This is a genomic window from Pseudobacillus sp. 179-B 2D1 NHS (assembly GCF_045370945.1).
Classification (GTDB): Bacteria; Bacillota; Bacilli; order Bacillales; family Domibacillaceae; genus Pseudobacillus.
Window position 1 is genome coordinate 1 of the sequence record NZ_JBIQDP010000019.1, and the last position, 19,515, is coordinate 19,515.

The following is a 19,515-nucleotide window of genomic DNA, read 5'->3' on the forward strand; positions in this document are numbered from 1 at the left end:
AAGGGCTTTAAAACTACCGAAAAATCAAAAGGGGTTCGGAATAAGACTATTCCGAACCCCTTTTGTCGACAAACTGAGCAAATCAACCTATTTGGTTGATTTGCTTTTTTATTACATTATTGAGGTGTCACTGCTTTTTCGGACACTTCACGAATGGCAGAACGATCATATGTAAGACGGCTGCCATCCCCGCATTTAATCACGACTGTGCCTTCTTCAATTGCATCGATAAATCCATGCAAACCGCCGATAGTCACCACTCTGTCGCCTTTTTGCAAACTATTTTGCATTTCCGCTACTGATTTTTGACGCTTTTGTTGTGGACGGATAAGCAAAAAGTAAAATAAAACAAACATCAACACGAGCATAATAATTGACTGCATAATTTCACCCCTTTCTGAGAACGATGTTAGAAGTTTTTCGCATCCGGACGGTTAAAACCGTAGGTCTCGAAAAATTCTTCCCTAAAGTCTCCCAGACGGTCTTCTCTAATCGCTTCTCTTACTTGTTCCATTAATTTTATCAGAAAATATAAGTTATGGTAAGTTGTAAGCCTAATTCCAAATGTTTCATTCGCACGTATGAGGTGACGAATGTAAGCGCGCGAGTAATTTCGGCACGTGTAGCAGTCACAATTTTCATCAAGCGGCCCAAAATCCCGGGCATATTTAGCATTTTTTACAACCAATCTTCCCTCACTCGTCATCAGTGTCCCATTTCTTGCAATTCGCGTTGGCAATACACAATCAAACATGTCTACGCCACGGATCGCCCCGTCAATTAAAGAATCAGGCGAACCAACCCCCATCAAGTAGCGCGGCTTTTGTGCCGGCAAAAGCGGAGTGGTGAATTCAAGCACGCGATTCATCACATCTTTCGGCTCTCCAACAGACAAGCCACCGATCGCATAACCTGGGAAGTCGAGAGAAACTAAGTCATTGGCACTTTGACGGCGGAGCTCTTCATATTCTCCTCCTTGGACGATGCCGAACAGCCCTTGATCTTCCGGACGAGAATGAGCATTCAAACACCTTTCTGCCCAGCGAGAGGTTCTTTCGACTGAGCGTTTCATGTAATCATACTCTGCAGGATAGGGCGGGCACTCATCAAACGCCATCATAATATCAGACCCAAGCGCATTTTGAATCTCCATTGCTTTTTCCGGAGATAAAAACAGCTTGTCCCCATTTAAATGATTACGAAAGTGAACCCCCTCTTCTTCAATTTTACGAAAATCACTTAAAGAAAATACTTGAAAACCGCCTGAATCTGTTAAAATCGACCGGTCCCAATTCATAAATTTATGAAGACCGCCTGCTTCTTTAACAATTTCATGACCAGGGCGCAGCCAAAGGTGGTATGTATTACTCAAAATAATGTTAGCACCCATTTCTTTTAACTCTTCCGGAGACATCGTCTTAACAGTCGCCAATGTTCCTACCGGCATGAACACAGGCGTCTCAAAACTTCCATGCGGTGTGTGAACACGTCCCAGACGAGCTCCCGTTTGCTTACACGTTTTGATTAATTCATATTTAATTGCTGGCAAATCAATGCCACTCCCTTCTAAATAAAAGCGGAAGGCGCTCGCTCAGCGCGATAGCAGATTGGAGCTTTCGACGTGGAGTCGTTTCTTAGACTCCGACCGAGAGAGCGAAATCAGCGTACGCGCTAGCGCCTGCAGCTGGATAACACAATAAAAGCGGAAGGCGCTCGTCCAGCGGTGACAAGCACAACACGAACCGACTGAAAGGCTGCCCTTGAGCCTTCCAGACGGGTGGGCTTGTGACCTCGAGCCGCTAGCGCCTATAACTAGATAATCATACACTTGCTCGTCTCTGCTCGACAAACGTTCTCTCCAAAAAAGTCAGTCTTTACCTCTTAAAAAAGAGAAAAATCAAGGAGAAGACGCTACAGCGCCATAATCAGAGTACAAAAGTGTTATTCTTACTTAATTAGCATCGCATCGCCAAAGCTGAAGAAGCGATATTTCTCAGCTACTGCTTCCTTGTAAGCATTCATCACATGCTCTTTTCCGGCAAGGGCACTTACCAGCATGATTAATGTAGATTTGGGCAAGTGGAAGTTGGTGATCATGCCATCAATTGCTTTAAAGTCAAAGCCGGGATAAATAAAAATGTCCGTCCAGCCGCTGGCTGCTTCGATACGTCCGTTATAATCCCGAGCTATTGTTTCCAATGTTCTTGTTGAAGTCGTGCCCACACTGATGATACGGCCTCCCTCTTCTTTCACTTTCTGAATAAGATGAGCCGTTCCTTCCGACAAATGGTAAAACTCAGCATGCATTTCATGTTCCTCGATCGCCTCCACAGACACCGGGCGGAAAGTACCGAGACCGACATGCAACGTTAAAAAAGCGGTATGTACGCCCATGGCTCGGATTTCTTCCAGCAGCTCTTCTGTAAAGTGAAGTCCGGCTGTCGGAGCAGCAGCTGATCCCCGTTCTTTCGCAAAGACCGTCTGGTAACGATCACGCTCCTCCAGCTGTTCTTTAATATAAGGCGGCAGCGGCATTTCTCCAAGCTCATCAAGCACTTCGTAAAAAATTCCTTCATAAGAAAAATCTAAAATTCGGCCACCATGCTCTTTTTCACCTGTACAAACAGCGGAAAGCCGGCCGTCTCCGAATATAATCTGACTGCCCTCTTTAATACGCTTCGCCGGTTTTACAAGTGTTTCCCAACGGTCGCCCTCCTCCTGTTTTAGCAGGAGCACTTCAATTTTCGCACCTGTATCTGTTTTTGTACCGTACAGCCGGGCTGGCATAACTTTTGTGTCGTTCAAGACAAGACAATCACCTGGTTGTAAAAAAGAGGTGATATTTTTGAATACTTCATGCTGAATAGCACCTGTTTCTTTATCAAGCACCATCAACCGGCTCTCCGCCCGCTCGGCAAGCGGCGTCTGTGCAATTAATTCTTCAGGCAGATTAAAGTCAAATTCCTCTACTTTCACTTTCTTCATCCCTATCTTTTTATTTCCATCTTCCGATCACATAAAAAATGAGTGACAGTACAATGCTGGCAATAATAGATGTCATAATCGGAAAATAAAATGTGGTATTTCCTTTTTTGAATAACAGGTCGCCAGGCAGACGCCCTATTTTAACAAACTGCATCACTAGCCCTAACACAAAGATCACTACACCGATTAACATCAGTGTCTTACCGATTCCGCTCATCTGTCGGAACCTCCATATGAAAATGCTGGTACACCAATTCACTGACGATCCGTCCTCTTGGTGTCCGCTGCAAAAAGCCAATTTGCAGCAAGTACGGCTCATACACATCTTCAATCGTGCCGGCTTCTTCACCAATGCTTGCAGCTATTGTTTCCACACCGACGGGACCGCCACGAAATCGCCCAATAATTGCTTTTAACAATTTGTGGTCAATGTGATCAAGTCCTCTACGGTCGACCTGCAGCAATTCAAGCGCCTCTTCTGCCAGCTCATAGGTAATTATGCCATTTCCACGCACCTGTGCATAGTCGCGCACCCTTTTTAAGAGCCGATTAGCAATCCGAGGTGTGCCCCTGGATCGGCGAGCAATCTCAGTGGCGCCGGCAGGATCAATCGCTGTTTGAAATATATCTGCTGTTCGCATAACCACTTCGCGGAGCTGCTCCTCATTATAATACTCAAGACGGCTTAACACACCGAAACGGTCTCGCAGTGGGGCAGAAAGAGAGCCTGCTCTTGTCGTTGCTCCAATCAAGGTAAATGGCGGCAAATCCAGGCGGACAGATCGGGCACTCGGCCCCTTGCCGATTACAATATCAAGGCAAAAATCCTCCATCGCTGGATACAGCACTTCCTCAATCGCACGCGGCAGCCGGTGAATTTCATCAATAAACAGCACATCACCCGGTTCGAGTGATGTTAGAACGGCAGCCAAATCACCTGGCCGCTCAATCGCCGGTCCTGCTGTCGTCCGCATCTGCACACCCATTTCATTAGCAATCACAGCGGCAAGCGTGGTTTTGCCAAGACCAGGTGGTCCATACAATAGTACATGATCGAGAGTTTCCTGTCGCTGACGGGCGGCTTCAATAAAAATTGCCAGATTATTTTTCACTTGCTCCTGGCCAATATATTGTTTTAATGTCTGAGGACGCAGTGATTGCTCCTCATATAACTCGTCCACTTCAGCCGTTCCGGAAACGATGCGTTCTTCCATCGCAAGATCACTCCCTTATTCAGTTATCCATTCAGCAGTAATTGCAAGCCTTTGCGGATATATTGGTCTGTCGTTAACTGCTCTGCTTTCAGCTTCACACTGACCTTCTTAATTTCCCGTGCAGAATAGCCAAGTGCCTCAAGCGCGAGCAATGCTTCTTCTAGTTCAGCGTAAACAGCCGCTTTTTGTTCCATGCCCTCCGGCTGAAATAAATTCGGAAAAAACTCCGGCACAACATCCGCTAATTTTCCTTTTAAATCTAAAATCATTTGCCGAGCAGTCTTCTTGCCAACACCCGGGAATTTCGTTAAAAACCTTTCATCTTCTTGTTCAATAGCCGACACTACTTGCTGAGGCTCTCCGCTCGCCAATACAGCTAACGCTCCTTTCGGCCCGATGCCCGACACCGAAATCAATTTCTCGAACAGCCTCTTTTCTTCTATAGAAACAAATCCATACAGCGCCAGCACATCTTCGCGTACATGCTGATGCACATACACAGTGACAGTCTGCTGTTCGTGTTTGGAAAAAGCAAATGGATTTGGCGTTAATATTTGAAAGCCAATGCCGCCATTTTCAATTACCACATATTCCGGACCTACGAACGCTACGCTGCCTTTAATATATTCATACAAGTTTATTCGCTCCCCTACACTGCACATTACTCCTCATTTTATCATAACATGATTCATTGTTGAAAAAAATAAAAAGAAACGTTTGTTCTTATAAAGAATCTCCTTTTTCGCTCGCCTCATTGTCGTTTTTCAAATATAACTTCTTTTGCGTTCATATCAACAAGCTGATACCCCTTATACTCTGACCAGAAATCTTCCATTGCCCAAATAACTTCCTGATGGACTGACTTCCTTAATTGACCGTCTCTTCCTACTTCCAGAAGTGTCACTTGAACACTGTGTGGCTTTTCTTGAACGGCTGCCAGACCTTCTCCTTCTTTCTCTCTCAGCGCATATACACCGCCTGACAGCACACAGAGCAGTAACATTACAAGCACAGGACCTTTCACTTGTCTCTCTCCTTTTTACCTTCATTTTCGCCAAAAAGAAAAGAGCACAAACAAAAAGACCGTCTTAATTGACGGTCTTACCTATCATAAGTCCAATGTTCAATTATGTTTAGTTAGGGGATACCATGCCGCCTGCTCCTGCAGAGCTGACATCATCATCTACCTCTTTATGCTCTACACGCTGGTAAGGGCTTTCCGGCTCAGTATTTTTGTTTTTATCAACAGAAATAACTTCAATGTTCTCTCTTCTCAGCGCACTCTTCAGTATTTCTGTGAAATCCTCTTTCATCTTGTCTTCATCATACCGAAGCTCTACATTTACTACTTTCATTTTGCTCTCCTCGCTTTCTTTCATATGTATTTGTTATTTTCCCTGCTCTTTCTGATTTAAACGCCGGATTGATGGATAAAAGCGGTGTTGCATTTTCTTAGAATCTCATGTATATTATATATATCAGCTGCGTTGTGCGTAACCTTAATAAAGTTTTAACCTTTAAGCTGAAATAGGGAGTTTTAAATTGAAGCCGGAATGTCATGCCTCATTGCTATGAGGACGACAGGAACGTTTCTGCAAACACCCACTTTATGGAGTGGTGGTTTTAAAACTTCATTAAACGTACGGCAACTGCGGCCTTTCCTTTACATAATTTAAGCCGGTTTCCTTTTTGGAAGCCGGCTTTTTTGTATATACAATCATACATATTCTTTTATTTTGTTTCCCTGTGCAGCGTATGTCTTTTCAGCCGTGGACAATACTTTTTCAGTTCCAATCGTTCCGAGTTTGTCCGTTTATTCTTTGTTGTCATGTAATTTCTGTCTCCTGTCTCCGTACATGCTAATGTAATAGTTACTCTCATTTTTCTCTCTCCTTCAATAGTGATTATGCCGTTACAAACGGAGGCAGCGGATCTTTTAAAGAAGACCATTCTGCTTTTTGTTCGTTCTCGGTCAACAAACAGCAATCGAGCGCCTTTTCAATTTCTTCTTTATTCATTCCAATCCCAATAAATACAAGCTCATTTATCCGGTCTCCATGTTCATGATGCCATCTTTTCAGTAATTCAGGTTCCTCCTGTAGCATTTGCTTTTGCTCCTGCTCAGGATAAGCAGCAATCCATTGTCCGACTCCCTGAAAGATGATGGAAGGTCCGGCTTGTGATAGTATGCAGGCTGTATCATTGCGGGAAGCGAGCCAAATAAATCCCTTTGCTCTAACTACTTCTGCTGGCCAGTTTTCCAGCCAATCCTTTAAGCGCTTCGGATGAAATGGCAGCTGTCTGCGATAAACAAAAGAGGAAATCCCATATTCTTCTGTTTCCGGTGTATGTTCACTGTTCAACTCTTTAATCCACCCAGCACTGTGACTCACCTGTTCAAAATCGAATAAATTCGTATTGAGTACCTCATCTAGTGAAAGGCGGCCATGATCTGTTAAAACAATATAGGCCTCTGGATTCAACTTTTCCAAAACTGCCTTTAATTCCAGTGTTTCCTCTTTTCCTACGAGATCAATTTTATTAAGTACAATAACATTAGCAAACTCAATTTGGTCAATTAATAAATCAACCACTTCTCTTGTGTCTGTTTCATCTGCCGCTTCTTTTCGTTCAAGCAGGCTCTCACCGGAAGCAAAGTCATGCCAAAAACGACACGCGTCTACAACCGTTACCATCGTATCAAGCCGGCAAACAGCTGATAAATCAATTCCTACAGCTTCATCCATGTATGTAAATGTCTGAGCTACCGGCATAGGCTCGCTAATCCCCGTTGATTCAATCACGATATAATCGATATCGCCAATTGCTGCAAGCTTTTTCACTTCTTTAATTAAATCCTCCCGAAGTGTGCAACAAATACAGCCATTTTGCATTTCAACAAGCTTTTCCTCTGTCCGCGAAAACCCACCTTGTTTAATAAGTGAAGCATCGATGTTAATCTCGCTCATATCGTTTACGATAACTGCGACTTTCTTTCCTTCCCTATTTTTTAAAATATGATTGAGCAGTGTGGTTTTCCCTGCACCCAAGTATCCGCTTAATACTGTTACTGGAATTTTTATTTTCACTCTATTCTCTCCCTTCACCAAACCGTAATTATTACGATTTACAACTTTTATATTAAAACGTAATCATTCCTATTTGCAAGAGTTTTTTTAAAAAAATAAACTAAAAGGATAATTTTTCTTCAACGAATGACTGTACCATAGTTCCTAAAACCCACTGCCTAATTCCGGGAGAGAAAGGAATTAGGCAGTGGTCTTTTACTTAGTTTCTTGATTTGGACATCATCCTATTTTTCTGATCCTAAAGTTACTCTGTAAAAGCAGCCAATTTTGCGGAAATGGATATCCGAGGACCCAATAGCTAATGCCGCGAAGATTATAATCTTTTACAACATCAAACTTTGCCTGAGCACTGCGGGCGTCCTCAAACCATACTTCATGCGTGCGCCCCTGCTGATCTGTATAGCGGTAAAATGGCGACTGGGATGCGGAGTCATATTGAATAGGCGCTTCATATCTTACCGCCCGGCGAATGGCTTCTTGCATATCAAATGTTTGGGCTTCCTGCCCTTGCTGATGCGGCAGCAGCCAATCTCTTGCATATATTTGGAAGCCAAAGAAGATTTTATTTCTTGGGATGACAGAGACTGCATAGTCAAGCACTCTCCTAATTTGATTAAGCGGTGAAATAGCCTGTGGCGGTCCGAAACGATAGCCCCATTCATATGTCATTAAAATGACAAAATCAACGATTCGCCCATGAGCCTCGTAATCATGCGCCTCATATAACAACCCTTTCTGATTAGCACTTGTTTTAGGCGCTAAAGCTGTGGAGACAAAAAAACCTTCCGGATGCAGCCGGTCTACTGCCCGCTGTAAAAATTGATTATACTGTTCACGGTCGGCCGGAAATACATTTTCAAAATCAATATTTATTCCTTGGTAACCTTTTCTTTTCATGATTTGAATAACATTAGTTAAGAGTGTATCTTGCAGTTCCCTGCTTCTTAAAATGGTGCTTGCCAGCCTGGAGCCTGGATCGCTCGCAGTAAAGTTTGTAATAGCCATCATTGGCACTACCTGGGCAGCCTGGGCAGCCTGAATCGTTGCAGTATCATTGATCAATTCCAATCCGCCGTCTGCTCTCATAATATAAGCAAATGGAGAAACATAGGTTAAGTACTCACCCACCTCCCGGACTTGCCTGGCCCCCTCCTCTCCCTTTTCAATCGTATAGGCGTTCACATCAATCACGGGTCTTTCAAAGGGAATATATAAAACCATCCCTGGATAAATGGAAGCCGGGCGCCGAATGTTATTAATTCTCATTAATTCTTGCACATCTGCTCCATACCTCTGAGCAATTTGGGATAATGTTTCCCCTGCCTCTACTACGTGTCTTCTCGCTGGGATATATAACATCATTCCAGGATTAATGCGTTCCGGATCCCTTATTCGGTTAACCCGAATAATCTCTCTTACTGTTACCCCATATCGTTGGCCAATTTGCCGCAATGTTTCCCCCGCTTGCACTCTATGTCGCTGAGCCAAAAGAGGAATAACTAAAGCCTGGCCAATCAAAAGACGATCGCGATCAGGCAACTCATTGGCAGCTTCAATCTGTGCTACTTCTACTCCGTACCTGCGAGCCAGCTGAGCGAGCGTTTCTCCCTTTTGAATCACATGTATAATCATAGGTGTCTCCTCCAAATCATAGTCATATGACTATACATATGCAGGATGATGCTTTAGGAAAACCTTCTATTGCTAATATTTATTAAAATTACCCTTTTATGATATTCAGAATCACTCTGCCTAACCGTTGAAACGAAAGGGTTCTCAGAGAGAAAAGCAGCAGGCAAATGTTTGCAAAACCATTGAATAAAAGGCTTGCCCATTCATACTTAACGGAGACGCCACAACCGCCTCCCCAAAAATTAAATAAACAGGAGCCTAAGGCTCCTGTTTACCTGTATTTTTCTTTGCTAAAACGGACATTTTTTAAGTCAATTGGTCCGCCATCACGCAAGTCATTGTCCAGAACACGAATGTAATTAAAAGTACCGATATCACTAGATACGTTTACATCGGCTCCTTTGGCATCACGTGTCACTGTTTGCTTGACTGCCCTTTTTACTGCCTTTTCATCACTATTTTTAGAAATTTGCAGAGCCACCATTATTTCCTTATCGCCAATAAATGTTTGAGCAGCCAGGACACCTTCTACTCCTTCAGCTTTTCGAGTTAATTTTTCTGCCAGCTTTCCGTCGTAGTTGGTATAGTAAGAATTTTTCTTTTGGACATTTTGAATGCTTTGATGGCCGTGATAATTAGCATCACTGCTATAGGGCTGCTCGTTGTCACGTTCAAAGAAGCTGCGGTCCTCTTTAGCGAGTGGTTTCGATGGATTTTGCGGATGTCCGTTGTCATCTTCATTTTGTAGATAACGGGCTTTGTCTTTGCGTATAACTTTTTGTTCCTCCCCCACAGAATGGTCGTACCATTCTGTCATAGGACCGTCATGACGATCATTTTGGTCCCCATGCCCAGCATTCGAAAAATATCCTTGTGGTTCATAGCGATTATTTCCGTCGCCATAGCCGCTTTCACTTTCAATGCCGCATGCTGCAAGGCCAGCCGATAAAGACAATATAGCAAAAGCTTTTAGCGCTTTCTCCATGACCCCACCCCTGAACTTTTATTCGGGCAAATGATGCCCTTCTTAGTTTGCAGAAGCGGAACATTCTTATCCCTGTTGGTCTTCCCATACTTTCTTCCATCTTTTGAAAAATATCTTCCGCTGTGTAAATGGCTTGACCGTTAGCTCATAAGCATGCTTGTAAGCTGACTTTTTTTCCTTGAGAGGAGCCCGAGCAAACCGTCGACATTCACGAAAAACATCCGCTGGAAACAACGTATAAATAAACCAGTTCTTTTTATGCGTGTATGGAGTTATTACGCGATACTCCATAACTTTCTCTAAGTTCCAATCGACAAGCGGAAGAACCCGGTTGGTCCATTGTACATAATCAAATAAAACGGGCGCTTGTGCAGCTAAGTCAAAATCAATTAAATAAAGCGTTCCATCAGCTGATCGAAAAAAGTTATGAGAAGCCACATCTCCATGAATCACTGCCAATTTGCCTTCATCCTTCGGCTGGTCGGATAAGTGATCTAAACACCACTTGCCTGCCTCCGCGTAATGCTCTAAAACGGAAGCAGGAAAATAACGTATCAATTCAGGCAACTCTCTTTGAAATGCAGTCAGCCTTTTACGCCAAACAGCAGCCTGATCAAAATGGGGAAAGCAAGCGGTAATTTTTCCAGGGAGTTTCTCGGTCTGCTGGTGAAAGACTGAAAGTAAAGCCAATGCCTCTTCTCTTTCTTCCTCTGTTTGAAAGTAAAAAGTTTTTTTTGCGGGCTCGATAAAGGGCATAACAGCAAAAATCTGCTTCTCAAATATGATAGGTGTGACAGAATGAAAAAGAATCACCTGCGTAAACCCTTGGTCAGATAAAAAATGACATAACTGAATTTGCTTCTCCAGTTGTGACAGGGAAGCATACTTTTTAACGAACCACTTGTTTCTATTTGTAATGACGAGCCATTTTCCTTTTTTTAATGAAAAAACTGTTTGTATCGTTTCCTCCAAACGAGCGGATAACAGAAAAAGGAGACGAGGTGTTAATCCGTCTCCCTGCTGAAATTTATTCTTCATTCTCTTCGTCTTCACGCTGACAGCCACAATCTGATTTCCCTGATAATGACTGTGGAGGATATTGATTAGGCATCATCATTCCCCCCGTTGGGTACATCATTGGCTGCGGAGAATACCCCGGCATATAAGGCGGCTGATAAGCTCCCATAACTTGCGGATAGCCTCCGTAATCCGGTGATTCCATCGCATATTCCATTGGCATAGGATAGCCTGGATAGCCTGCTCCCGGCATAGCATGCGTGCACGGTACACAGTAACTGTGCGATGGATGCGGCGGCATCTGATAAGGAGCAATGGTTGGATACATTGGTGGCGCGTAATTCATTGGCGCAACGACTCCTGCTTCTTGTGTGATTTGCACATGATCAGATGACGGATAATTCATCATTGGATAATGTGACGATATTTCTTCAGAGGATTCCATTATTTCTTCGCCCATCTCATATGAAGGCTGCATGAGAGGTGCTTGCTGCATCGGCATCTGCATCGGCATCTCCATTGGCATTGGCGTTGGCATGCACCATTGTGGATGCATGCCTGGATGCATACCATACCCTTGTACTTGTGGGGCCATTTGATGTTGATTCACATATGCGCTCATTGGATAATTACTTCCTCCTTGTAGTTGTGGTGCCATCTCTATCTCCGGCATAGGCGGCGGCATAATTGGAACACTTGTGCTTTCTACTAATTCTTCCTTTTTATCAAGTCCCGGAAATATATTGTCCGGCTTAACAGGTGGAGCAGGAGGTGGTGGCGGTTGAACCGTCTGCTGCATTTGTTCCATATTCATTTGGAACACTTGATTAATCTCCACCTCTGGTACAACTGGAGGAAGCGGTGGCATCATCGGTTGTTTCGGCTGTTCTTTCGGCTGTTCTTTCACCGGTGAAACTTGTGTTGGCTGCTCTTTAACAGACTTTGGTGGAGGAACGACCGGCGCCTCTTTGTTTGGCATTTGCATAGGAACAACCGGCGCTTCTTTTACTGGCATCTCTTTTTTCATGGTTCCTGCCGGTGTAGGGACTTTGATCTTCATACCTGGCATAATCAAGTCTGGATTGGACAACTGTGCGTTTAATTTTTTTAACTCATCAAAGTTCACTCCGTATTTTTTAGCGATCGTCCAGAGTGTATCTCCTTTCTGAACAATATGGATTCTCATTTTCTCCCTCCTTAGACATTCGTCGTAGTATATGTGAGCGATGCGGATTTGTGAACGAACCTACACCAAATTGTATGCGTCAAAAAAAGAAGTTATGAGAAAAGAATGGATATAAGAGAAATAGAAAGGACCATTGACTTAAAATATATATGGTTATGATTACCGAGTTATTCATTCTTAACTAGATGTTCTTTCTTCTGTTAGATACTCTGTTAAAATACTCCTTCAAAAAAAACACACCTGCTTAAAAACAGGTGTGGACTTACAACATTCTATCTATTTAGCATGCGATCCAACGCCAATACCGCTTCATGGGCAGTTTGCTCGTCTACTTTAATCACATTGCCTTCGTTTCCTTCAATGATGGTATCAAGCGACCATAGTAAATGAGGCAAGTCGATACGATTCATCGTGAGGCATGGACACATATTTGGATTTAACGAAATGATATGCTTATCGGAATGCTGCTGAATAAGGCGGTTCACAAGATTCATTTCTGTCCCGATAGCCCAGGCACTTCCTGGCTCGGCTTCTTCAATTTTTTCAATGATATACTTTGTTGAACCATTGTCATCAGATAGCCCTACCACTTCGTGTGTGCATTCCGGGTGAACGATAATTTTCATATCCGGGTAAGTACGGCGCACATACTCAATATTTTGGACAGTAAAGTTCTCGTGAACAGAGCAATGACCTTTCCATAGGATGACTTTCACTTTGCTCAAGTCTCCTTCATACTCTAATTCATTATTTATTGGATTCCATACGGCCATCTCACCAAGATCCACTCCCAAATCAAAGGCAGTGTTACGACCTAAATGCTGATCTGGCAAGAATAAAATTCTCTCTTTCTTTCCAAAGGCCCATTTGACCATCTCATGCGCATTAGATGAAGTAACTGTAGCCCCGCCATTACGGCCAACAAAAGCTTTAATGGCTGCAGTTGAGTTCACATACGTAAGCGGCAGCATCGTATCGCCGAATAGACCTTGAAGTTCTTTCCAAGCCGTTTCTGTTTGATAAATATCCGCCATGTCCGCCATTGAACAGCCGGCACGCATATCAGGGAGAATGACCGTTTGCTCTGCTGTTGTCAAAATATCCGCTGTTTCCGCCATAAAATGAACACCACAAAATACGATATTCTTAGCCTTTTTGTTTCGGGCGGAGATTTGCGCTAGCTGCAAGGAATCACCAACAGCGTCAGCAAATTGAATCACTTCGTCTCGTTGATAATGATGGCCTGGAATAAAAAGTGAATCACCAAGCTGTCGTTTAATCGCTCTTACTTTTTCCTCCATTTCTTTTGTCTCCAGTTTCCGGTATTTTTCCGGCAGAGCAAAAGATGGCTGCTTAAGCATTTCCATGATAGACATGATGAACTACCTCCTTAACAGAATTGGTGATTACCTTTGCACTAATATCTAAAGCGCGGATTGAATGAGTTAGTGCACCAAGAGAAATCCATTCAATGCCACTTTCTGCAAACGGCTGAATTCCGTCGAGTGCAATGCCTCCTGAAGCTTCGGTGGCGATGCCAGCCGGGACAAGCGGCAGCCATTCCCGAATCTCTTCTGGTGTCCGATTATCAAACATAATAATATCCGCGCCCGCTTCCACAGCTTCAATCAGCTGCTGCTTCGTCTCTATTTCAACTTCCACTTTTACTGTATGACCAACGGCAGCCCTCGCTTTTTCTACTGCCTGTTTAATTCCCCCTGCAAAAGCAATATGATTATCCTTTAACATCACTGCATCATAAAGGCCTCGACGATGGTTGTAACCGCCACCTACCTTCACTGCATATTTTTCAAGCATCCGCAATCCCGGTGTTGTTTTACGAGTATCACAAATTTTTGCACGAGTACCTGCCGTTTGCTCTACGGCTTTTGCCGTTGCCGTGGCAATTCCGGACATCCGCTGAATTAAATTGAGAATGACACGTTCTCCTTTCAAAAGCCCTTGCATCGTGCCTGACACTTCCGCAATCACCATACCGGGTGTAACCACATCTCCATCGTTCACAGCTATATCCACACTAGCAGATGGATCAATAAGGGCAAAGCCGCGCTGTAAAATCAGCTCTCCGCAGAAGATTCCGTTTTCTTTTGCTAGTAAAGTAAAAGATCCCTTTTCCTTTTGTGAAAAAAGCGCTTCGCCGCTTAAGTCGCCGTCACCGATATCCTCAATAAAAAATCGTTTAAGCATGGATTCTAATTGAATTTCGTTCATGCTGCCCACCTCTTATTTGTATTTGATTCTTTGTTTGCACAATTTGTTTTCCTTGCCAGCCCGCTTCCTCTGTTGCAATATCCGTACGGATGTGCGCTCCTCGACTCTCCCGCCGGAGGAAAGCAGCACGGCTGATTAAATAGCTGTTGATATGCATATAAACTTGTTCGATGTTGTCCCTATCCAGCTCGTCTAAGCCATTTTCTATCCATTGTTGAATGCCTTGGCCTTTTAAATAGTTTATGTGGCTCTCTAAACTCTCTGGTGCTCGGATAATACCTGCTGCTCTCATTGTGCGCACCTGTAATTCTTTCTTTGAAAGCCCGATGACTGATTCATTTTTTAACTGTTTTCCGTAATGAAAAATATTTGCCCGCTGATGATCTACCGGCAGATGGCCGTTAATAAATTCTGCCAGTCTTTTTCCATATACAATCCCTTCCAACAAAGAATTGCTCGCCAGCCGATTGGCACCATGGACACCGCTATGAGCCACTTCACCAACGGCATAAAGCCCCGGCACTGTTGTGCATCCGTTTGAATCGACTGAAACGCCGCCCATTAAGAAGTGGCTTCCCGGTGCAACTGGAAGAAGTTTTTCCCTGATTGGCACACCATTTCTCTCACATATCGCCGTAATTGTTGGAAAGTGCTTCTCAAATTGTTGAATTCCGCTAATATCTAAAAAAACATCTTTTCCCTTTGCCCGTGCCTTATAGATCTCATAAGCTGTAATATGACGCGGAGCCAGATCTTTTAACGGGTGGACTCCTTCCATGAGAAGCAAACCATCCTCATCAATAAGCGTAGCCCCCGCCCCTCTAACCGCTTCAGAAATCAGCCCTCTCACAGCTCCATTCTTGAAAAGCAAAGTAGGATGGAACTGAACAAACTCCATATCGATAACTTCAGCACCAGCACGAAAAGCAATGGCAATGCCATCTCCTGTCATGGTCGGCTGATTAGAGGTAGCAGGATAAACGGCACCAACCCCTCCTGTTGCCAAAACAACATGCGGTGACCAATAACGGCTTCTTTCCCCGTCTTTGTTTTTTGTTTTTATGCCGATACACCTAGAACGGTCTTCCGACATTAAGCACTCATAAGCCATTTCTCCCTCGATCATTTCCACATTTGCAGGCAAAGTTGCCAACAAGTATTCTACCGTATGCCGGCCTGTCGCATCCCCACCAGAGTGAACAATTCTTTTCGCACTATGTGCTCCTTCAAGACCAAGCGAGGGCTGTCCATTCTCGTCTCTATCGATACCTAGTCCACCTTCGATTAATTCTCTTACTGCAGTCGCTCCCTCACTAGCTAACCGTTTCACTTCTTCCGTAAAATGATGATATCTTCCGGCCTTTAACGTATCTTCTATATGTGAATGGATACTGTCATTTTTGTCAATTACTGCTGCAATGCCCCCTTGAGCAATGTAAGAGTTGCTTTGTCTGATCTTTGTTTTTGTGAGAATAATCACATGACTGGTTGAATGTAAATGATGAGCCAGCTGCAGAGCAGCTAGTCCGCTGCCAACAATAATGACATCCGCTTGTTTATCCATTATTTTCTCCTCCTGTTTTAACAGGTGTCTTGACACATATATTTACACAAATTTAAACTAATGACAAGGCTTTTTTTAAATCCTTTTATAAAGGAGGAACATTCATTGATTTATTTCGATTACGCAGCCACTACGCCTATGAGTGAACAAGCGCTTAGTGTTTATATAAAGGCTAGCCAGGAATTCTTCGGCAACAGTTCAAGCCTTCATGATGAAGGCAGCCAGGCACGTTTTCTGCTTGAACAATGCAGGGAAACTTTGGCTAGGCTGATCGGTGGAAAAAAGGAAGGGATTTACTTTACTTCCGGAGGAACGGAAAGCAACTTGTTATCCATCATTTCGCTTGCACGGGCAGCAAGAAAAAGGGGAAACCATGTGATTGCATCAATGGCGGAGCATTCATCTGTCCACTCTGCATTGGCCTTTTTAGAAAAAGAAGGTTTTCATATTACAAAGCTGCCCCTCAGCTCCCAAGGAGTGATAGAACCTGAAGAACTGGCAGCCGCTATTCGTCCAGATACCATTCTCGTATCTTTACAATATGCTAATCAGGAGATTGGAACGATTAATCCTGTAGATAAAATTGGAAGGCTGCTAAAAGAGAAGGGTATTTTATTTCATTCAGATTGCGTCCAAGCATTTGGTAAGCTAGATCTTCGTCCATTGCTTCCATGGATAGACAGCCTGTCCGTCTCTTCTCATAAAATATTCGGTCCAAAAGGGATAGGAGCAGTCTACATCTGTCCTTCCCTCCACTGGTCTCCTCTTTTTCCCGGCCTCACTCATGAAAATGGGTTTCGGGGAGGAACTGTTAATGTTCCAGCAGTTGCAGCTTTCACAGCTGCTGCCGAGGAAGTCTGTCGGACATCCAGCTTGCAAAAAGAACGGGAACTTCGCCGTCTGTTAAAAGAAAAGCTGACTTCCTCTTCTTTCCGCTGGATTGAAGCGGACGAAACAAGACAGCTCCCTTCGATTATTGGCATGACAATTCAAGGAATGGAAGGACAGCTCGTCTTGCTAAAGCTAAATGAACAAGGCTGTGCTATTTCAACAGGCAGCGCTTGTGATACCCGTTCCGAAAATGGAACAAAGGCTATCCTTGCTATGGGGTATTCCATAGAAAAAGCACGGCAGTTCTTCCGCATTTCATTGAGCAGCCGAACAACTATACAAGAAATAGAGAGGCTGGGAAATCTTTTACTGGGAATAACCGCATCAGTTCCCCGTTAGAACTGCTTAACACCTTATGATAGAATAGAGGCAGTGGATATTGAACATGGAGGGATTAACATGACTCCCGGGAAGAAGATTTTAGGAGAAGAAAGACGCAAGCTTATAGTGGAATGGCTGCGAATGAGCAAGGAACCATTAACAGGCGGGGAACTGGCGAATCGTTCCAATGTTAGCCGCCAAGTGATCGTAAATGATATTACATTATTAAAAGCGAGAAATGAACCCATTATCGCTACGAGTCAAGGCTATTGTTATTTTGCCCCGGCAGCCCCAGAGCAATGGTTTGAACGTTCCATTGCCTGCAGCCACAAACCTCAAGACACAAAAGAAGAATTAAATCTTCTGGTTGATCTTGGCTTGCTCGTAAAAGACGTGAAAATTGAGCACCCAGTGTACGGAGACTTAACAGCTTCTATTATGGTCTCCAATCGAAGGGAAGTAACTCAATTTATCCAGCGTGTAAACGAGACCAATGCTTCATATTTATCACAGTTAACAGATGGCGTTCATCTTCACACCATTGCCGCAAGAGAAGAAAGAATCCTAGATGAAGCGGAAGCCGTCTTAAAACAGGCAGGTTTCTTGCTTGCCGAATAATAAAAAGAGCTGTCCTGTTTATTAGGACAGCTCTTTTTATTTCTTTTGCTCTCTATACTTAATGGTTGATTTTGGTGACAGGCGGGCGCTCCTCACGGCTGGTCCATAAGCCTCCTCGTTATGTACATTCCTACCAAGGTCAGCTTTTCCTGATGGAGTCGCCGCCTTCTGCTACAACCCACTCTAAAAACTACATGCTTCTTTAACAGAGCAATTTATTTCGGTTCACTTACTCATATTGAATAGCGTACGCCTGATAGCTTCCAAGCACATGCACATTGCAGCCGAGCGCTTCCATCTCAGCAAATGCTCCCGGCAAGAGCACCTTATCCATTCGCTGTTCAATATCAAGAATAAAGAAATAATGCCCAAGGCCCGTTTTTAACGGACGGGATTCAATTTTACTTAAATTGATATTCCGCCAGGAAAATGCAGACAGCACTTGATGCAATGCACCCGGCCGATCAGAAGGCAGTGTGATCACGACGGTCGTTTTATCACGAGGCCGAATAAGCGGAAGCGAGATGTCCTGTTCCTGTTTGGCAAGCACAAGAAAACGAGTATGGTTAAAATCATAATCGTGGATATTTACTCTGGCAATAGCCAAATCATACTCCTGGGCGGATAATTCATTGGCAATCGCCGCCAGCCGCTGTTCAGGATGCTCTTTTACATACTTTGCGGCGGCGGCTGTCGACGCCACCTGCTCGTGGGGAATATCCGGAAAATAACTATGTAAAAATTTGTGACATTGAGCAATAGCATGGGGATGAGAAAGAACTTTTTCTGTCTTTTGCCACTCATAGGCATATTCTTTATGTACGAGCAAATGCTGCTGAATTGGTTCCGTCACTTCTGCTACAATTTTTAAATCTGCCTCATGAAACAAATAATCAATTGTTAAATTTACTGTGCCTTCAAGCGTATTTTCAATTGGTACAACGGCAAAGTCCATATCTCCATTAATAACAGCATCCATACAAGCTGGAATCGTTGAATAAGGAACATGTTCCTCCGCCGGAAACGCATGGCGTACCGCTAAATTAGTGAAAGTAGCGGCGGGGCCTAAAAAAGCGATTTTTCGCAATGAGATCTACTCCTTACTAGAAAATTGGGACTATTTAGAATGAAAGAAGCCGGCTCTTATCCCCCTGAACCGAGAACTTCTACAGTATCGATGAACTCTAGCTTTTCCAGCTCTGCCAGCATATCATCCAGATCAATTGTCATATTACTTACATTTAACGAAAGAGTAACATTCGCTCTTCCTTGAAGAGGGATCGTCTGATGAATCGTTAAAATATTGCATTCATATTTAGCGACGAGCCCCAGCAATTCGGACAGCGTACCAGCTCGGTCTTCAAGATGGAAGAACAGAGTAATGATCCGTTCGGTGACGACCTTGTGAAAAGGAAAGACAGTATCACGATATTTGTAAAAAGCACTGCGGCTCAAATCAACCTTTTTTACTGCCTCCCAGATAGATTCCACCCGGTGTCGGTCAATCAGCTCTTTTGCCTCAAGCGTTTTTTTCATTGCTTCCGGCAACACATCTTCACGTACGAGATAAAATTTCCGTTCAAAATCCTTCTTAGCCACGACTCTCCCTCACTTAAAAGCGGAAGGCGCTTGATCTGCGCGCTAGGGGGTTGGAGGGAAGGCAACGGGAGTCGTTCTTTGACTCCCTAAGGCTTTCCGAAACCACCGTACGCGCTAGCACCTGCAGCTAGATAAACTTAAAAGCGGAAGCGCCTCGTCAGCTGCGACAAGCATAAAGCGAA

20 protein-coding genes, 1 other RNA gene and 1 pseudogene are annotated in these 19,515 nt (G+C 43.8%); 3 read left to right on the plus strand and 19 right to left on the minus strand.

The window, feature by feature from the left end; genetic code table 11:
* Positions 1–116: 116 nt before the first annotated feature.
* From yajC to ACH0BF_RS17375, 8 genes are all read right to left on the minus strand, one after another.
* Positions 117–383 carry a preprotein translocase subunit YajC gene (gene yajC, locus ACH0BF_RS17340; protein WP_120033344.1) on the minus strand — a complete coding sequence of 89 codons (267 nt, stop codon included), beginning with the start codon at positions 381–383 and terminating at the stop codon, positions 117–119.
* Positions 384–409: 26 nt separating this feature from the next.
* On the minus strand, positions 410–1,549 hold the full coding sequence (gene tgt, locus ACH0BF_RS17345; protein ID WP_120033349.1) for a tRNA guanosine(34) transglycosylase Tgt: 1,140 nt from the start codon (positions 1,547–1,549) through the stop codon (positions 410–412).
* 398 nt (positions 1,550–1,947) lie between these two features.
* The gene (gene queA, locus ACH0BF_RS17350; protein WP_120033352.1) at positions 1,948–2,976 is read right to left on the minus strand and encodes a tRNA preQ1(34) S-adenosylmethionine ribosyltransferase-isomerase QueA; all 1,029 of its coding nucleotides are present in this window, start codon (positions 2,974–2,976) and stop codon (positions 1,948–1,950) included.
* 19 nt (positions 2,977–2,995) lie between these two features.
* Positions 2,996–3,202 (minus strand): DUF2905 domain-containing protein, encoded by a 207-nt coding sequence (locus tag ACH0BF_RS17355; RefSeq protein ID WP_120033355.1) that lies wholly within the window; start codon positions 3,200–3,202, stop codon positions 2,996–2,998.
* Positions 3,186–4,199: a Holliday junction branch migration DNA helicase RuvB gene (ruvB, locus tag ACH0BF_RS17360; protein WP_120033358.1), complete on the minus strand. Its 1,014-nt coding sequence runs from the start codon at positions 4,197–4,199 to the stop codon at positions 3,186–3,188. The genes ACH0BF_RS17355 and ruvB overlap by 17 nt, the downstream gene beginning before the upstream one ends.
* Positions 4,200–4,222: 23 nt before the next feature.
* On the minus strand, positions 4,223–4,834 hold the full coding sequence (ruvA, locus tag ACH0BF_RS17365) for a Holliday junction branch migration protein RuvA (protein WP_120033361.1): 612 nt from the start codon (positions 4,832–4,834) through the stop codon (positions 4,223–4,225).
* A 116-nt stretch (positions 4,835–4,950) separates the two neighbouring features.
* Complete coding sequence (locus ACH0BF_RS17370; RefSeq protein WP_340853151.1) at positions 4,951–5,223, minus strand: BofC N-terminal domain-containing protein; 273 nt, start codon at positions 5,221–5,223, stop codon at positions 4,951–4,953.
* Between the two features lie 109 nt (positions 5,224–5,332).
* Positions 5,333–5,554, minus strand: coding sequence for a hypothetical protein (locus ACH0BF_RS17375; protein ID WP_120033368.1), 222 nt, complete (start codon positions 5,552–5,554; stop codon positions 5,333–5,335).
* 121 nt (positions 5,555–5,675) lie between these two features.
* Between ACH0BF_RS17375 and ssrS the strand changes: the two genes are divergently transcribed.
* A non-coding RNA gene (gene ssrS / locus ACH0BF_RS17380) (6S RNA) lies at positions 5,676–5,861 on the plus strand.
* Between the two features lie 69 nt (positions 5,862–5,930).
* Here the strand turns inward: ssrS and rpmG are convergent.
* The 9 genes and pseudogenes from rpmG to nadB all read right to left on the minus strand — a co-directional run bounded on the left by rpmG (position 5,931) and on the right by nadB (position 15,904).
* Positions 5,931–6,080, minus strand: a complete 150-nt coding sequence (rpmG, locus tag ACH0BF_RS17385; RefSeq protein ID WP_340853150.1) for a 50S ribosomal protein L33 — start codon at positions 6,078–6,080, stop codon at positions 5,931–5,933.
* A 23-nt stretch (positions 6,081–6,103) separates the two neighbouring features.
* The gene (locus tag ACH0BF_RS17390) at positions 6,104–7,282 is read right to left on the minus strand and encodes a GTP-binding protein (RefSeq protein WP_406909911.1); all 1,179 of its coding nucleotides are present in this window, start codon (positions 7,280–7,282) and stop codon (positions 6,104–6,106) included.
* Positions 7,283–7,507: 225 nt separating this feature from the next.
* Positions 7,508–8,920, minus strand: coding sequence for a glycoside hydrolase family 18 protein (locus tag ACH0BF_RS17395; RefSeq protein ID WP_406909889.1), 1,413 nt, complete (start codon positions 8,918–8,920; stop codon positions 7,508–7,510).
* 271 nt (positions 8,921–9,191) lie between these two features.
* Complete coding sequence (locus ACH0BF_RS17400; RefSeq protein WP_120033377.1) at positions 9,192–9,905, minus strand: YhcN/YlaJ family sporulation lipoprotein; 714 nt, start codon at positions 9,903–9,905, stop codon at positions 9,192–9,194.
* Between the two features lie 66 nt (positions 9,906–9,971).
* Positions 9,972–10,943, minus strand: coding sequence for a phosphotransferase (locus ACH0BF_RS17405; RefSeq protein WP_406909890.1), 972 nt, complete (start codon positions 10,941–10,943; stop codon positions 9,972–9,974).
* Positions 10,944–11,960: 1,017 nt separating this feature from the next.
* A pseudogene (gene safA, locus ACH0BF_RS17410) lies at positions 11,961–12,108 on the minus strand (SafA/ExsA family spore coat assembly protein); the annotation flags it as partial.
* Positions 12,109–12,380: 272 nt separating this feature from the next.
* On the minus strand, positions 12,381–13,484 hold the full coding sequence (gene nadA, locus ACH0BF_RS17415) for a quinolinate synthase NadA (protein ID WP_340853141.1): 1,104 nt from the start codon (positions 13,482–13,484) through the stop codon (positions 12,381–12,383).
* Positions 13,462–14,340 (minus strand): carboxylating nicotinate-nucleotide diphosphorylase, encoded by an 879-nt coding sequence (gene nadC / locus ACH0BF_RS17420; RefSeq protein ID WP_120033391.1) that lies wholly within the window; start codon positions 14,338–14,340, stop codon positions 13,462–13,464. Before nadC ends, nadA begins: the two co-directional genes overlap by 23 nt.
* Positions 14,309–15,904 carry an L-aspartate oxidase gene (gene nadB, locus ACH0BF_RS17425; RefSeq protein WP_406909891.1) on the minus strand — a complete coding sequence of 532 codons (1,596 nt, stop codon included), beginning with the start codon at positions 15,902–15,904 and terminating at the stop codon, positions 14,309–14,311. Before nadB ends, nadC begins: the two co-directional genes overlap by 32 nt.
* A 105-nt stretch (positions 15,905–16,009) precedes the next feature.
* On the opposite strand from nadB, the gene ACH0BF_RS17430 reads away from it, so the two are divergent.
* Both ACH0BF_RS17430 and ACH0BF_RS17435 read left to right on the plus strand, forming a co-directional pair.
* Positions 16,010–17,134 (plus strand): IscS subfamily cysteine desulfurase, encoded by a 1,125-nt coding sequence (locus ACH0BF_RS17430; protein WP_406909892.1) that lies wholly within the window; start codon positions 16,010–16,012, stop codon positions 17,132–17,134.
* A 60-nt stretch (positions 17,135–17,194) separates the two neighbouring features.
* Positions 17,195–17,734, plus strand: a complete 540-nt coding sequence (locus ACH0BF_RS17435; RefSeq protein ID WP_406909893.1) for a transcription repressor NadR — start codon at positions 17,195–17,197, stop codon at positions 17,732–17,734.
* Positions 17,735–17,963: 229 nt separating this feature from the next.
* Here ACH0BF_RS17435 and pheA read toward each other — a convergent pair whose 3' ends face one another.
* Both pheA and ACH0BF_RS17445 read right to left on the minus strand, forming a co-directional pair.
* A complete protein-coding gene (pheA, locus tag ACH0BF_RS17440; RefSeq protein ID WP_120033404.1) occupies positions 17,964–18,821 on the minus strand; it encodes a prephenate dehydratase in 858 nt (285 codons plus the stop codon).
* A 56-nt stretch (positions 18,822–18,877) separates the two neighbouring features.
* Positions 18,878–19,333: an ACT domain-containing protein gene (locus ACH0BF_RS17445; protein ID WP_120033407.1), complete on the minus strand. Its 456-nt coding sequence runs from the start codon at positions 19,331–19,333 to the stop codon at positions 18,878–18,880.
* Positions 19,334–19,515 lie beyond the last annotated feature (182 nt).

What these genes read in the sequence shown, in the direction of transcription:
- ruvB (WP_120033358.1), bottom strand. Translation starts at nt 4,199, where the DNA reads ATGGAAGAACGCATCGTTTCCGGAACGGCTGAAGTGGACGAGTTATAT.
- ACH0BF_RS17375 (WP_120033368.1), bottom strand. Translation starts at nt 5,554, where the DNA reads ATGAAAGTAGTAAATGTAGAGCTTCGGTATGATGAAGACAAGATGAAA.
- nadC (WP_120033391.1), bottom strand. Translation starts at nt 14,340, where the DNA reads ATGAACGAAATTCAATTAGAATCCATGCTTAAACGATTTTTTATTGAG.
- ACH0BF_RS17395 (WP_406909889.1), bottom strand. Translation starts at nt 8,920, where the DNA reads ATGATTATACATGTGATTCAAAAGGGAGAAACGCTCGCTCAGCTGGCT.
- rpmG (WP_340853150.1), bottom strand. Translation starts at nt 6,080, where the DNA reads ATGAGAGTAACTATTACATTAGCATGTACGGAGACAGGAGACAGAAAT.
- yajC (WP_120033344.1), bottom strand. Translation starts at nt 383, where the DNA reads ATGCAGTCAATTATTATGCTCGTGTTGATGTTTGTTTTATTTTACTTT.
- nadB (WP_406909891.1), bottom strand. Translation starts at nt 15,904, where the DNA reads ATGGATAAACAAGCGGATGTCATTATTGTTGGCAGCGGACTAGCTGCT.
- ACH0BF_RS17405 (WP_406909890.1), bottom strand. Translation starts at nt 10,943, where the DNA reads ATGAAGAATAAATTTCAGCAGGGAGACGGATTAACACCTCGTCTCCTT.
- ACH0BF_RS17435 (WP_406909893.1), top strand. Translation starts at nt 17,195, where the DNA reads ATGACTCCCGGGAAGAAGATTTTAGGAGAAGAAAGACGCAAGCTTATA.
- ACH0BF_RS17400 (WP_120033377.1), bottom strand. Translation starts at nt 9,905, where the DNA reads ATGGAGAAAGCGCTAAAAGCTTTTGCTATATTGTCTTTATCGGCTGGC.
- ACH0BF_RS17355 (WP_120033355.1), bottom strand. Translation starts at nt 3,202, where the DNA reads ATGAGCGGAATCGGTAAGACACTGATGTTAATCGGTGTAGTGATCTTT.
- nadA (WP_340853141.1), bottom strand. Translation starts at nt 13,484, where the DNA reads ATGTCTATCATGGAAATGCTTAAGCAGCCATCTTTTGCTCTGCCGGAA.